The sequence below is a fragment of the Microbacterium sp. MYb62 genome (genome assembly GCF_002979475.1).
Taxonomy (GTDB): domain Bacteria; phylum Actinomycetota; class Actinomycetes; order Actinomycetales; family Microbacteriaceae; genus Microbacterium.
Window position 1 is genome coordinate 270,426 of record NZ_PCOY01000001.1, and the last position, 12,521, is coordinate 282,946.

A 12,521-nucleotide genomic window follows, 5' to 3' on the forward strand; every position below is an offset into this window, starting at 1 on the left:
TCGTTCATGGCGACGCGACTCAGCGCGTCGTGCCGTGCACCTTCGGCAGGGCACCACCCGCAGCCGCGTTGCGGTCGGGTCGGAAGTTCGAGAAATCTGCTCCGGGAACGTTCTTGACGAGGTCGAGCTCATCCTCGATGAGCGCTGCCTCCCATTCCTCGGGGCCGACCAGGGGAAGCCGGACGCGCGGGCTCGAGATGCGTCCGAGTCCGTGCAGGATGTACTTCGCCGCGACGGTGCCGGGCACGTGCGTCATGACGGCGCGCACGAGCGGCTCGAGGCGCTTGTGCTCGGCGGTCGCCGTGGCGAGGTCTCCGGCGTTCACCGCATCGATGATTGTGCGGTACGGCGCCGCGGCGACGTTCGCAGTCACGCCGATGAGGCCGGTGGCGCCGATCGCGAGGTGCGGCAGCACGTTCGCGTCATCACCGGAGAAGTACATCAGATCGGTCTGGTTGAGCACGCGGCTCACCTCGGAGAAGTCGCCCTTCGCATCCTTCACCGCGAGGATGTTCGGGTGCTTCGCGAGGCGGAGGATCGTCTCGTACTTGATCGGTACGCCGGTGCGGCCGGGGATGTCGTAGAGGATCACCGGTAGGTCGGTCGCGTCGGCGACCAGACGGAAATGCGTGAGGATTCCGGCCTGCGTGGGCTTGTTGTAGTACGGCGTGACGATCATGATGCCGTCGGCGCCGGCCTTCTCGCTGGCCTTGTAGAGCTCGATCGCGTGGGCGGTCTCGTTGGATCCGCCACCGGTGATGATCTTGGCGCGGCCGGCGGAGACGGACTTGCCGACCTCGACGAGCTTGAGCTTCTCGGGGTCCGTCAGCGTCGAGGTCTCGCCGGTCGTTCCCGTCACGACGATGCCGTCCGCTCCCGCGGTGATCACGTCATCGATGTGCTTCTCGACGGCGGGCCAATCGACTTCACCGTCGGCCGTCATCGGAGTGACGAGCGCGACGAGAACCTGTCCGAAAGGGTTGCCCGAGTGCGTCATGCTCCCAGCGTATAGGTTCGGATGCCGCTCATGCGGACGCGGCGACGCGGATGACTGCCCCGCAGGCGGCATCGGTCCCGCCTCGCAGCAGCCCGAAACGGCACAGGAGTCCGGTCCCGTGGATCGAGGAGGTGCGGCCGTACGCTCGAGGGATGGGATGGGTCACTCGAGGGTCGGAGACGAAGTACGAGAACGCCTGGATCCGCGTGCGAGAAGACCGGGTCACGGGTCCCGCGGGCGAGGACGGCATCTACGGCGTCGTCACGATGCAGCACCCGGCGGTGTTCATCGTCGCGGTGGACGACGAGGACCGCGTGTGCCTGGTCACGATCGACCGCTACACCGTCGGGAACAGTACCGAGATCCCCGCCGGCGGCAGCGATGGGGAGGACCCGCTCGCAGCAGCGAAGCGAGAACTCCGGGAGGAGACCGGATTCGAAGCGGGCGATTGGACACCACTCGGGACGATGAACGCGCTGAACGGCATCGCCGAGGCCGTCGAGCACGTCTTCCTTGCGCGCGACCTCCGACCGGCGGCGGACGCGGACTTCGCAGAGGCCCAAGCGGAAGAAGGCATCAAGGCGATCTCCTGGGTTCCGCTGGAGAGCGTGCTCTCCCTGATCGCCGAGGGCACCATCACCGATGGGGAGACGATCGCCGCCATCGCGAAGGCGGGAATCCTCCTCGGAAGGTTCCGCTGACGCCGATCAGACGCGTCCTCGACGGGCTACGCCGGAGGTGAGTGAACTCGGCAGGACGCGGGTCAGCGCCACGATCACCTTGTAACGCAGCGAAGGCACCGAGACCGACTTCCCGCGAGCGGCATCGCGCAGCCCCGTCCGGACGACGTCACGCGCGTTCAGCCACATGATGCCCGGTATGCCCTCCTGCCCCACCGGCAACCCCATGCGCTCGTGGAAGGACGTGTGGGTGAATCCGGGGCACAACGCCGTCACGGAGACGCCGTCACGGCCATACTCCGCGTTCGCCCAGCGGCTGAAGCCGATGAGCCACGCCTTGCAGGCGGAGTACGTCGACCGGGAGATGAATCCGGCTACCGAAGCCACGTTGATGATGCGCCCACCGCGTCCGCGCATGGACCGCAGCGCCGCGTGCATGAGACGCATCGACGCCTCGACGTGCAGTCGGAGGTGACGTACCTCGTCGTCGATGTCGTTGTCGGCGAACTGCAGCGGGAGTCCGAACCCGGCGTTGTTCACCAGGAGATCGACGGGATCCGCGATGTCGCGCAGTCGCTCGGCGACCTTCTCGACCCCGGCGTCATCGGCCAGGTCGGCGGCGATGATCTCGACAGCGACGCCGTACTCGCTCCGCAGTTCGGCGCCCAGCGTCTCGAGTGCCTCCTCCGACCTGGCCACGAGGACGAGATCGGCGCGACGTCGGGCGAGCTGACGAGCGAACTCTGCACCCAGTCCGGCGCTGGCTCCGGTGATCAGCGCGGTGGGCATCAGCGCTCGTATCCGAGGAAGCGGTAGCGGACGCCGGTGCGCGAGGTGCGCCACTCCCCCTCGTCGACGAGGCGCCAGCCCGTCTTCGCCGGTGCATACGCGTCGCCGGCGACGTCGAGATCGAGTTCGGTGACCTCCAGTCGATCAGCATCCCCGATCACCTGTCGGAAGATCTCCGCACCGCCGATGATCCAGACTCTGTCGAGGCCGCGCACGGCTTCGGCGACGGTGGCCGCCCGGCGCGCGCCGTCCTCGGACCAGTCCTGCTGCCGGGTGACCACGATGTTGTCGCGGCCGGCGAGCGGACGGAAGCGCTCAGGAAGCGAGTCCCACGTCTTGCGCCCCATCACCACGGGAGCGCCGAGGGTGACCTCTTTGAAATGAGCCAGATCTTCGGGCACGTGCCAGGGCATCCCTCCTTCGGCGCCGATCACACCGCCCTCTGCCTCGGCCCAGATCAGCCCGACCCAGGTCATACCGCGACCGCCGCCCTGATCGGTGCGTGATGCTGATAGCCCTCCACCACGAAGTCCTCGTAGCGGTAGTCGAGGATCGACTCCGGCTTCCGCGCGAAACGCAGCGTCGGATAGTCGTAGGGCTCGCGGCTGAGCTGCTCCCTCACCTGCTCGACGTGATTGTCGTAGACGTGGCAGTCACCGCCCGTCCAGACGAAGTCGCCGGGCTCGAGGCCGACCTGCTGGGCGATCATCATCGTGAGCAGCGCGTACGAGGCGATGTTGAACGGCACCCCGAGGAACATGTCGGCGCTGCGCTGATACAGCTGGCAGGAGAGCTTGCCGTCGGCGACGTAGAACTGGAACAGGGCGTGGCAGGGCGCGAGCGCCATGTCGGGGATGTCAGCGGGGTTCCAGGCCGACACGATGAGCCGGCGGGAGTCGGGGGAACGCCGGATCTGCTCGATCACCTCGGAAAGCTGGTCGATGCTTCCGCCATCCGGTGTCGGCCACGACCGCCACTGCACCCCGTAGACCGGACCGAGATCACCGGACTCGTCCGCCCACTCGTCCCAGATCGTGACGCCGTTCTCACGGAGCCACCCGACGTTGGAGTCACCCTGCAGGAACCAGAGCAGCTCGTAGGCGATGGACTTGAAGTGCACGCGCTTGGTGGTGATGAGCGGGAACCCCTTCGACAGATCGAAGCGGATCTGTCGGCCGAAGACGCTCGTCGTGCCGGTTCCGGTGCGATCAGACTTGTGCGTGCCGGTCTCCAGGACATCGCGGAGCAGGTCTTCGTAGGGAGTCGGGACGGCTGCGCTCATGACAGCCACGATACCTTCCCGGTCTGCCCCCGGGGCGTATGCCCTCCCGCGCGAGGGCGGTTCGTCATGGTCCGAAACATCGGCCCCCGCACCCCCATCGACGCCGTACTCTCGACCCATGTCCCCCGTGTTCGCCCTGGCGATCGCCTCCGCACTCGTCGTGCTCGCCGTCGTCATCGGCATCGTGCTGCGCCGCGGAGATGGGCGACGACGCAACGGCGGCGCCCTCCGGTTCGATCCGACGGACGTCCTCTCCGCAGAGCTCGGCTCCCGCGCGACTCTGGTGCAGTTCAGCACCGAGATGTGTGCGCGGTGCCCGCAGGTGCGCAGGCTGCTCACCGAATACGCCGCAGATCATGACGGCCTCCGCCACATCGAAGTGGATCTGACGCACCGCCCCGATCTCTCGACGCGGTACAAAGTGCTGCAGACTCCGACGACTTTCGTGGTCGACGGCTCCGGCGCCGTCCGCGCGAGATTCCATGGTGTGCCGCATCGGCACGCCCTCACCGAAGCCGTCGCCGCCGTCTGAGGCGCGAGGACTGGAGCAGGCATGGCAACTCCCTCAGGCATCGATCCTCGAGGCCCGCGCTTCGCGGCGACGATCACGGCCGCACTGTTGCTGGCGGCGACGTTCCTCGCCCTGATCGGGATCTCGACGGCCCGGCTTCCCGGCGGATGGTTCGCCGTCACGCCGTCGTCGGACTTCGCCTTCATCGGAGGCAGCACCTGGGCCATCGCCTCGGCATCCGTCGCGCAGCGGGCACTCGACCCCGGCTTCCTGCTCGCGCTCATCGTCGCCCTCCTGTTCCTGTGGGGCGTCGTCTCACCGCGGACAGCTCCGTGGAGCGTCATCTTCCGCACGGTCGTGCGTCCGCGCCTCCCCGCACCGATGGAGCTCGAGGATCCGCGCCCTCCCCGTTTCTCGCAGGGCGTCGGACTCTTCGTCGTCGGGATCGGGCTCCTGCTGCATCTCCTCGGCGTGCCCTGGGCCCTTCCGATCGCCGCCGCGGCCGCCTTCCTCGCCGCCTTCCTCAACGCCGCGTTCGCGTTCTGCCTGGGATGCCAGCTCTACCTCCTGTTGCAGCGCGCAGGCATCGTCGGTCGGGAGGCCGCAGCCTGATCGCTGTTCCGCCCCGTGCGGGCGATCGCTAGGCTGGCGACGAGCCGACGCTGCATCCGCAGCGCGAGAACCGGAGGAATCATGCCCGTCACCAGCGAAGCCGCCAGCACCTGGACCGGATCGCTCATGGAGGGGTCCGGCACCGTCGCGTTCTCGTCGTCGAACCTCGGCACCTTCCCCATCAACTGGAAGGCTCGCAGCGAAGGCAGCGACACCACGACCACACCGGAGGAGCTCATCGCCGCCGCGCACGCGTCGTGCTTCAGCATGGCGCTCTCGCACGCACTCGCGGAGAACGGCACCCCTCCGGAGCGCGTAGACACGACGGCTTCGGTCACGTTCAAGCCCGGCGTCGGCATCACGGGCAGCCACCTCAACGTCAACGCGACCGTCCCGAACCTCACCCCTGAGGCGTTCCAGGAGATCGCGAGCGGAGCCAAGACCGGGTGCCCGGTCTCTCAGGCACTCTCCGGTATCGAGATCACCCTCGAGGCGACCCTCGCCTGATCGAGTGGGCCGGGGTCAGCTGCGTGCGAGACGGATCGCTTCGCGAATGCTGGCCCTGGCATCCTTGCGGCGTCCGGCCGCGTCCTGCACGACGCCCAGCCGATAACGTGCGCGCCAGTCATCGACGGCCGCTTCCGCTTCCGCCGTGTACCGCGCGATGAGGGGATCGGCGTCGGCGCGAGCGATTCGTCCGCTCGGTGTCAGCTCGGTCTCCACGGGAGGCATCCCGCCCTCCGCATCGAGCAGGCGTCCGAGACGATCGGCCCCGAAGCCGAACATCATCTCCCGGATGAGCGCCCAGGCACCGATCGGCGCGAGCACCAGAAGCGTGATGCCCATGCCGATCGAGATCGCCGTACCGACCGAGATGAACATCACCGCAAGCCAGATCGCAACGGCGAGGTAGACCAACAGCGCCGCCGCCATCAGCGCGACGCCGATCCGCGACATCACGACCGGATGCCGATGTCGATCATGTGCTCGAGGCCCACGACGACGCCGCGGGCCTGCAGCGCGAACGGCACGGAGAGCCGGATGCCGGGGGCGTAGGCCAGCGCCGAATCGGTGGTGTCGTGTGTGAACGTGAGCGACTCACCGGGACCCGAGAGGATGACCTCCTGCTTGGCCACGACCCCGGGACGCCGCAGCGAGTGGATCGGCACACTTCCGACCTGCTGCCCGCGTGCGCGCTGATCCGCATGAGGCGCGCTGACCGGCCCCTGCTCCGCCCGCGCGGCCGCGATCAGTTCGGCGGTGCGCACTGCTGTGCCACTGGGCGAATCGATCTTGGTCTCACGATGCGCTTCGATGATCTCCGCCGAGCCGAAGAACGGCGCCGCGGCAGCTGCCAACGCGGAACCGAGGACCGAGCCGAGCGAGAAGTTGGGGATGAAGACCGCGCCCGTGCCCGCGGCTTCGACGAGTGGACGCACCAGCGCGATGCGCTCCGACGACCATCCCGAGGTCGCGACCAGCACGTTGATGCCGCGTTCGACGGCGGCGCGGACCACCTCGATGCTCACCTGCGGGGTGGAGGCGTCGACCACCAGGTCGGCACCGTCGAGTTCGGAGAGGTCGCTCGACGAGGTCAGCACGCGGCTCACCTCGAATCCCTCGAGCTCATCGATCACCGCACCGATGATCGTGCCGAGCTTCCCGGTTCCGCCGACGAGGGCTACCTGCGTGGTCATGCGCCCAGTCTACGGAGCACCCGGCATCGCCCGGCCCGGGGCGCGCGGGGTCGGGCCCGAGTTCGCCAGTCTGGGGATGAATCAGACGAGCAGGGCGTCGGGGATGCCTGTGCGCAGCTCCACCGGGAGGTGACCGGTGTCGTTGTGCGTCAGAAGCGTCCACGGACGCCCCTGCTTCTGGGCGATGACGGTCAGGCCGCAGTGCGACTGGTTCAGCGTCATCCACCGCCACTCCGGAGCTGCGAGGACCTCGCGGACGAACCACGAGATCACGAAATTGTGGGTGATGAGCACCTCGTGGACGTCGCCGGTCTTGCGCACGAGGAACTCGTTCACCGCGTCGGACATCTGCGCTCGCCCCGCTTCGATCTCCGCCTCGGTGACGGAGCCGAAGAACGGCTCGAACACCGAGGGGGTCTCCTCGGTCATGCCTGTGGGCACGCAGTCGAAGAGCAGGGCCGTCGGCTCCGGGTCGACGGACGGCAGACGCGCGGCGATCGCCCGGGCGGTCTCGTTCGCACGGAGCAACGGCGAGTGCCAGACGGCGTCGAGCGGGAGCCCGGACAGCCGGTCGGCGATCAGTTCCGCCTGGCGCTGCCCTCGGGGCGAGAGGGGTCCGTCGGCGAGACCGTGCTCGGCATCCTGATGTTCACCATGTCTGACCAGATATATGTAGTGCGTCACAACTCGCTCGCTTCATCGCCAGCATCCGCCGGGCCTCCCTCCCACCCTATGTCACGGGTGGGAGGATGCTCAGTTGCCGGCCCGAGTGAGCTCGGCGACCTGGCTCCGCGAGAGGCTGACGCCCGCTCCCTGCATGAGCTCATCGACGTGATCGGTCGCGAACGCGTTCACGATGGGCGCGGCCACGGTCCGCTGAGCCAACAGCCACGCGACCGACACGGCCGCGACCGGAACGGCCAACTCCTGTGCGACCTGATCGAGTGCGCGCAGGATCTTGATCCCCCGCCGATTCAGGTGCCCGCGCAGCTGCTCGCCGCGCACGCCCCGCGAAGTGAGGGCCTTGTTGCGGTGGCGCCCGGACAGGAATCCGTGTTCCAGGGCGTGGGACGGCGTCACTGCCAGGTTCTGCGCTCCCGCCACGAGGCGGAGGTCGCCCTCGAACGGCTGACGCCTGATCAGGTTGTACGGCGCATCGATCACCTGGATGCGCGGGTATCCGGCTGCCGCGAGGATCCGTGCTTCGACGAGCCGTTCCGGCGCGAGCCCGAACGCACCGAGAGCGCCGATCTTGCCGGCATCCGACAGCCATTCGACCGTCGCCAGCGTGTCTTCGAGGTTCGTCGTCACATCGAGCGTGGCGTCGAGATACAGCACGTCGATGCGGTCGACACCGAGCCTCGTGAGCGATCCCTCGACCGCACGGACGAGGTTGACGGAGCCGAGGCCCGGGTTGTCGGCATGGGCACCGATGCGCACGCTGAGCACGGCGCGATCGCGCCGGCCGCGAGAGCGCAGCCACTGGCCGATGATGTGCTCACTACGACCACCGGAGAACCCGTCGGCCGTGTGGATGGCGTTTCCGCCGAACTCCACGTAGCGATCGAGGATGCCGTGACTCGTCTCCAGATCGACGTTCCATCCGAACTCGGCGGCTCCGAGCATCAGCGGGAACGTCTCGAAGCCGGTCTCGCCGAGAGCGACCCTGATGGTCTCCCCTATCCCGGGTCCGACGATCGGGATCGGCGCGGAAGGATGCTCCGTGCCCTCCTGCTGGGCACGTTCTGCGGACGCCCCTGCGCCTACGCTGAACAACCGCATACTCTCTCACCCCCGCGTCGGTCGGTGCGTGCCGACCTGCGTACCTGCTGACTCCACACCCCCCGGTGCGTACTTCGAGGGTAAGCGACATCCTCCGACGTCCCGACCAATCCGGGGAACGGCGCGGAAACGTCCGATAACGATTCGATCACATCGAGACGACGGAACCCGGACCCGTCCTGTGCGGACGGCCCCGGGTTCCGGTGCGAAGCGTCGTGCTTACTCGGCGGCGGCGTCCTCTGCAGGCGCTGCCTCAGCGGCCGGAGCATCGTCGAGGACGGGCTCGAGCGAGAGCTTGCCGCGGTCGTCGATCTTCGTGATCTTCACGAGGATCTTCTGCCCGACAGACAGGACGTCGTCGACGTTCTCGACACGCTTGCCACCGGCGAGCTTGCGCACCTCGGTGACGTGCAGCAGCCCGTCCTTGCCCGGAAGCAGCGAGACGAACGCACCGAAGGTGGCGATCTTCACGACGGTGCCGAGGAACTGCTCCCCGACCTCCGGGTTGGTGGGGTTGGCGATCGCGTTGACCTGGGCGCGGGCAGCCTCGGCCGACGGGCCGTCGGTCGCGCCGATGTAGACGGTGCCGTCCTCCTCGATGGAGATCTGCGCACCGGTCTCATCCTGGATCGCGTTGATGGTCTTGCCCTTCGGGCCGATCAGCTCGCCGATCTTGTCGACCGGGATCTGCACGCTGATGACGCGAGGCGCGGTGGGCGCCATCTCGTCGGGAGCGTCGATCGCGGCGTTCAGGACGTTGAGGATCGTCAGACGGGCCTCACGAGCCTGCGTCAGCGCACCGGCGAGAACCTGCGTCGGGATGCCATCGAGCTTGGTGTCCAGCTGGATGGCCGTGACGAACTCGCTGGTTCCGGCGACCTTGAAGTCCATGTCGCCGAGAGCGTCTTCCGCACCCAGGATGTCGGTCAGCGCCGCGTAGCGGGTCTCACCGTTGACCTCGTCGGACACGAGCCCCATCGCGATACCGGCGACGGGAGCGCGCAGCGGCACACCCGCGTTCAGCAGCGACAGGGTCGACGCGCAGACGGAGCCCATCGAGGTGGAGCCGTTGGAGCTGAGCGCCTCGGACACCTGACGGATCGCGTACGGGAACTCCTCGCGGCTCGGCAGCACCGGCACGAGGGCGCGCTCGGCGAGGAAGCCGTGCCCGATCTCGCGACGCTTCGGCGAGCCCACGCGGCCGGTCTCACCGGTCGAGTAGGGCGGGAAGTTGTAGTGGTGCATGTAGCGCTTGCTCGTGACCGGCGACAGCGAGTCGATCTGCTGCTCCATCTTGAGCATGTTCAGCGTGGTGACACCCAGGATCTGGGTCTCGCCGCGCTGGAAGATCGCGGAACCGTGCACGCGCGGGATGACCTGCACCTCGGCGTCGAGCGGACGGATGTCCGCCAGGCCACGGCCGTCGATGCGGGCGCCCTCGGTGAGGATGCGTCCGCGGACGATCTTCTTCGTGACCGACTTGTACGCGGCGGAGAACTCCAGCGGAGCCGCGGCCGGGAGCGAACCCGACTCGGTCGCCTCGATGAGCTCGGCCTTGACGCGGTCCTTGATCGCGTCGTCCGCTGTCTGACGCTCGACCTTGTCGGCGATCTGGTAGACATCGCTGAGCTCGGCGAAGGCGCGCTCGGAGACGAAGCTGTAGACCTCGTCGCTGTACGCGGGGAAGACCGGGTACACGCCGGGCTCCTTCGACGCGGTCGCGGCAAGCTCGGCCTGAGCCTTGACGAGCTGAGCGATGAACGGCTTCGAGGCCTCGAGGCCCTGAGCGACGATCTCTTCGTTCGGCTTGGTGGCGCCGGCCTTGATGAGGTTCCAGCTGCCCTCGGTGGCTTCGGCCTCGACCATCATGATGGCGACGTCTTCCGTGCCATCGGCCTTGGTGACGACGCGACCGGCGACGATCAGGTCGAACACGGCCTCCGAGACCTGCTCGGCGGTCGGGAACGCGACCCACTGGTCTTCGTTCTGGCCGTTGCCGGGGATGAACGCGAGGCGCACACCGGCGACGGGACCGGAGAACGGCAGGCCCGAGATCTGGGTCGACGCGGATGCGGCGTTGATCGCGAGAGCATCGTAGAACTCACCGGGAGCGATCGACATCACGGTGATGACGACCTGGACCTCGTTGCGCAGACCGTCGACGAACGACGGACGCAGCGGGCGGTCGATCAGACGGCAGACGAGGATCGCCTCGGTGGAGGGGCGGCCCTCACGACGGAAGAACGAACCGGGGATCTTGCCGGCGGCGTAGGAGCGCTCCTCGACGTCGACCGTCAGCGGGAAGAAGTCGAAGCCCTCGCGCGGGTGCTTGCCCGCGCTGGTGGCCGAGAGGAGCATGGTCTCGCCGTCGAGGTACGCGGCGACTGCGCCCTGAGCCTGCTGCGCGAGGCGGCCGGTCTCGAAGCGGATGGTGCGGGTGCCGAAGCGGCCGTTGTCGAGAACGGCCTCGGTGGCGGTGATTTCAGGACCTTCCAAGAGGTCTCTCCTTCTTTGTTTAGACTCGCGAATCCATGTGACGCGCGAGCGTGTTCAAAGGAGCTGAACGGAGGGGTTCGGGCGCGCGGGCACTCCCGCGAATCTCGCCTGCGCTGGCCACCAGTAGAAAGCCACCCGACATGCGCCGAGGAACCCACCACAGGGGACCAGCTTCTCCGCCGATCGCTCCATGAGTCGATATGAAGTTGTGCGATTGACACACGTCAACCTCATCCACCCTACCAGCGCGGACCTCGAATCCTGCGTGACCTCGCGCATCGTGGATCCGACATCGGCCGGTCACGGCCTGTTCACCGTGCGGATGCCGAGGCGAGACGCACATCCGCTGAGGTGGAGCACATGCGCTTGTCAGTCATCGGCTGCGGGTACCTCGGTGCCGTTCACGCCGCCGCCATGGCCTCGCTCGGACACGACGTCGTCGGCATCGACGTCGACCAGCAGAAGGTCGCTTCGCTCGCCTCGGGCTCCGCGCCGTTCTTCGAGCCGCGGCTCTCGGAGCTCCTCGCCGAAGGCCTGGCCTCGGGACGCCTCCGCTTCACCAGCCGGATGGCGGACGCCGCCGGGGCGGACGTGCACTTCCTCGCGGTCGGCACCCCGCAGGCACCCGGTGGTCACGCTGCGGATCTGCGCTACGTCGATGCGGCGATCGACCTGCTGCTCCCCCACCTGCGCGCCGGCGACGTCGTCGCGGGGAAGTCGACCGTGCCGGTGGGCACAGCTGCGGGGTTGGCCGCGCGGATCGAGGGGACCCGGGCCACGCTCGTCTGGAATCCGGAGTTCCTCCGCGAGGGATGGGCCGTGCACGACACCCTGACGCCGGATCGATTCGTGGTCGGCGCCGAGGCGGATGCAGCGGGCGAGCGCGCCGTCGGCGTGCTTCGTGAGGTGTACACCTCGGCCGTCGCGGCGGGGACGCCCTTCCTGGTCACGGACCTGGCGACGGCCGAGCTCGTCAAAGGCGCCGCGAACGCGTTCCTGGCCACCAAGATCTCGTTCATCAATGCGATGGCGGAGATCGCGGAGGCGTCCGGCGCCGATGTCGCTCTGCTGGCCGACGCCCTCGGTCACGACACACGGATCGGACGACGCTACCTCGGCGCGGGCATCGGCTTCGGCGGGGGCTGCCTGCCGAAGGACATCCGGGCATTCGCCGCGCGGGCGGAGGAACTGGGGCGTGGTGAAGCGGTCGGCTTCCTGCGCGAGGTCGACACGATCAACCTCCGGCGCCGCGATCGAGCGGTTCAGCTCGTGGTCGATGCGCTGGGCGGGCTGGTGTTCGGCCGCCGGATCGCCGTGCTCGGAGCCGCCTTCAAGCCCTTCAGCGACGACATCCGCGACTCCCCGGCACTCGACGTGGCCGTGCGCCTGCGGGGTCTGGGGGCGGATGTCGTCGTCACCGATCCCGCCGCGATCGACAACGCCGCCGCCGCCCACCCGCAGCTCGGCTACGCCCGCGAACGCGACGAAGCCCTCCGCGAAGCGGATGCAGTCGTCATCGTCACGGAGTGGGACGAGTACCGACGCGACCTGTCCCCGGAACATGCCGGCGCGCTCGTACGCGGACGGATCATCGTCGACGGCCGCAACTGCCTCGATTCCGCGGCCTGGCGCGCTGCCGGCTGGCAGTACCACGGCATGGGGCGACGCTGATCAC

Annotated in this window: 14 protein-coding genes; 5 read left to right on the top strand and 9 right to left on the bottom strand. The window is 68.2% G+C overall.

Features of this window, described 5'->3' with window-relative positions; translation table 11 throughout:
• Positions 1 to 19: 19 nt before the first annotated feature.
• Positions 20 to 997 (bottom strand): 4-hydroxy-tetrahydrodipicolinate synthase, encoded by a 978-nt coding sequence (dapA, locus tag CQ042_RS01340; protein ID WP_029263611.1) that lies wholly within the window; start codon positions 995 to 997, stop codon positions 20 to 22.
• Positions 998 to 1,149: 152 nt separating this feature from the next.
• Here dapA and CQ042_RS01345 point away from each other — a divergent pair, with 152 nt between their 5' ends.
• Positions 1,150 to 1,698, top strand: coding sequence for an NUDIX hydrolase (locus CQ042_RS01345; protein ID WP_105668426.1), 549 nt, complete (start codon positions 1,150 to 1,152; stop codon positions 1,696 to 1,698).
• A gap of 6 nt (positions 1,699 to 1,704) precedes the next feature.
• Here the strand turns inward: CQ042_RS01345 and CQ042_RS01350 are convergent, their stop codons facing one another.
• The 3 genes from CQ042_RS01350 to CQ042_RS01360 are packed head-to-tail and all read right to left on the bottom strand — an operon-like array spanning position 1,705 to position 3,748.
• A complete protein-coding gene (locus tag CQ042_RS01350) occupies positions 1,705 to 2,466 on the bottom strand; it encodes an SDR family oxidoreductase (protein ID WP_105668427.1) in 762 nt (253 codons plus the stop codon).
• The gene (locus CQ042_RS01355) at positions 2,466 to 2,942 is read right to left on the bottom strand and encodes a dihydrofolate reductase (protein WP_105668428.1); all 477 of its coding nucleotides are present in this window, start codon (positions 2,940 to 2,942) and stop codon (positions 2,466 to 2,468) included. Before CQ042_RS01355 ends, CQ042_RS01350 begins: the two co-directional genes overlap by 1 nt.
• The gene (locus tag CQ042_RS01360) at positions 2,939 to 3,748 is read right to left on the bottom strand and encodes a thymidylate synthase (protein WP_105668429.1); all 810 of its coding nucleotides are present in this window, start codon (positions 3,746 to 3,748) and stop codon (positions 2,939 to 2,941) included. The genes CQ042_RS01355 and CQ042_RS01360 overlap by 4 nt, the downstream gene beginning before the upstream one ends.
• Positions 3,749 to 3,866: 118 nt before the next feature.
• Between CQ042_RS01360 and CQ042_RS01365 the strand changes: the two genes are divergently transcribed.
• The 3 genes from CQ042_RS01365 to CQ042_RS01375 all read left to right on the top strand — a co-directional run bounded on the left by CQ042_RS01365 (position 3,867) and on the right by CQ042_RS01375 (position 5,378).
• Complete coding sequence (locus tag CQ042_RS01365; RefSeq protein ID WP_105668430.1) at positions 3,867 to 4,280, top strand: thioredoxin family protein; 414 nt, start codon at positions 3,867 to 3,869, stop codon at positions 4,278 to 4,280.
• A 21-nt stretch (positions 4,281 to 4,301) separates the two neighbouring features.
• Complete coding sequence (locus tag CQ042_RS01370) at positions 4,302 to 4,871, top strand: DUF4395 family protein (protein WP_105668431.1); 570 nt, start codon at positions 4,302 to 4,304, stop codon at positions 4,869 to 4,871.
• Between the two features lie 81 nt (positions 4,872 to 4,952).
• A complete protein-coding gene (locus CQ042_RS01375) occupies positions 4,953 to 5,378 on the top strand; it encodes an OsmC family peroxiredoxin (protein ID WP_105668432.1) in 426 nt (141 codons plus the stop codon).
• Positions 5,379 to 5,393: 15 nt separating this feature from the next.
• Here CQ042_RS01375 and CQ042_RS01380 read toward each other — a convergent pair whose 3' ends face one another.
• The 5 genes from CQ042_RS01380 to CQ042_RS01400 all read right to left on the bottom strand — a co-directional run bounded on the left by CQ042_RS01380 (position 5,394) and on the right by CQ042_RS01400 (position 10,846).
• Positions 5,394 to 5,828, bottom strand: coding sequence for a hypothetical protein (locus CQ042_RS01380; RefSeq protein ID WP_105668433.1), 435 nt, complete (start codon positions 5,826 to 5,828; stop codon positions 5,394 to 5,396).
• The gene (dapB, locus tag CQ042_RS01385; RefSeq protein ID WP_105668434.1) at positions 5,828 to 6,568 is read right to left on the bottom strand and encodes a 4-hydroxy-tetrahydrodipicolinate reductase; all 741 of its coding nucleotides are present in this window, start codon (positions 6,566 to 6,568) and stop codon (positions 5,828 to 5,830) included. The genes CQ042_RS01380 and dapB overlap by 1 nt, the downstream gene beginning before the upstream one ends.
• A gap of 81 nt (positions 6,569 to 6,649) precedes the next feature.
• The gene (locus CQ042_RS01390) at positions 6,650 to 7,252 is read right to left on the bottom strand and encodes a histidine phosphatase family protein (RefSeq protein ID WP_028502818.1); all 603 of its coding nucleotides are present in this window, start codon (positions 7,250 to 7,252) and stop codon (positions 6,650 to 6,652) included.
• Positions 7,253 to 7,321: 69 nt separating this feature from the next.
• Positions 7,322 to 8,350, bottom strand: coding sequence for an aldo/keto reductase (locus CQ042_RS01395; RefSeq protein WP_105668435.1), 1,029 nt, complete (start codon positions 8,348 to 8,350; stop codon positions 7,322 to 7,324).
• Positions 8,351 to 8,569: 219 nt separating this feature from the next.
• A complete protein-coding gene (locus tag CQ042_RS01400) occupies positions 8,570 to 10,846 on the bottom strand; it encodes a polyribonucleotide nucleotidyltransferase (RefSeq protein ID WP_105668436.1) in 2,277 nt (758 codons plus the stop codon).
• 360 nt (positions 10,847 to 11,206) lie between these two features.
• Between CQ042_RS01400 and CQ042_RS01405 the strand changes: the two genes are divergently transcribed.
• Positions 11,207 to 12,517 (top strand): UDP-glucose/GDP-mannose dehydrogenase family protein, encoded by a 1,311-nt coding sequence (locus tag CQ042_RS01405; protein ID WP_105668437.1) that lies wholly within the window; start codon positions 11,207 to 11,209, stop codon positions 12,515 to 12,517.
• Positions 12,518 to 12,521: the final 4 nt, after the last annotated feature.

What these genes read in the sequence shown, in the direction of transcription:
- CQ042_RS01375 (WP_105668432.1), top strand. Translation starts at nt 4,953, where the DNA reads ATGCCCGTCACCAGCGAAGCCGCCAGCACCTGGACCGGATCGCTCATG.
- CQ042_RS01350 (WP_105668427.1), bottom strand. Translation starts at nt 2,466, where the DNA reads ATGCCCACCGCGCTGATCACCGGAGCCAGCGCCGGACTGGGTGCAGAG.
- CQ042_RS01395 (WP_105668435.1), bottom strand. Translation starts at nt 8,350, where the DNA reads ATGCGGTTGTTCAGCGTAGGCGCAGGGGCGTCCGCAGAACGTGCCCAG.
- dapB (WP_105668434.1), bottom strand. Translation starts at nt 6,568, where the DNA reads ATGACCACGCAGGTAGCCCTCGTCGGCGGAACCGGGAAGCTCGGCACG.
- CQ042_RS01365 (WP_105668430.1), top strand. Translation starts at nt 3,867, where the DNA reads ATGTCCCCCGTGTTCGCCCTGGCGATCGCCTCCGCACTCGTCGTGCTC.
- CQ042_RS01355 (WP_105668428.1), bottom strand. Translation starts at nt 2,942, where the DNA reads ATGACCTGGGTCGGGCTGATCTGGGCCGAGGCAGAGGGCGGTGTGATC.
- CQ042_RS01345 (WP_105668426.1), top strand. Translation starts at nt 1,150, where the DNA reads ATGGGATGGGTCACTCGAGGGTCGGAGACGAAGTACGAGAACGCCTGG.
- CQ042_RS01360 (WP_105668429.1), bottom strand. Translation starts at nt 3,748, where the DNA reads ATGAGCGCAGCCGTCCCGACTCCCTACGAAGACCTGCTCCGCGATGTC.
- CQ042_RS01380 (WP_105668433.1), bottom strand. Translation starts at nt 5,828, where the DNA reads ATGTCGCGGATCGGCGTCGCGCTGATGGCGGCGGCGCTGTTGGTCTAC.
- CQ042_RS01405 (WP_105668437.1), top strand. Translation starts at nt 11,207, where the DNA reads ATGCGCTTGTCAGTCATCGGCTGCGGGTACCTCGGTGCCGTTCACGCC.
- dapA (WP_029263611.1), bottom strand. Translation starts at nt 997, where the DNA reads ATGACGCACTCGGGCAACCCTTTCGGACAGGTTCTCGTCGCGCTCGTC.
- CQ042_RS01370 (WP_105668431.1), top strand. Translation starts at nt 4,302, where the DNA reads ATGGCAACTCCCTCAGGCATCGATCCTCGAGGCCCGCGCTTCGCGGCG.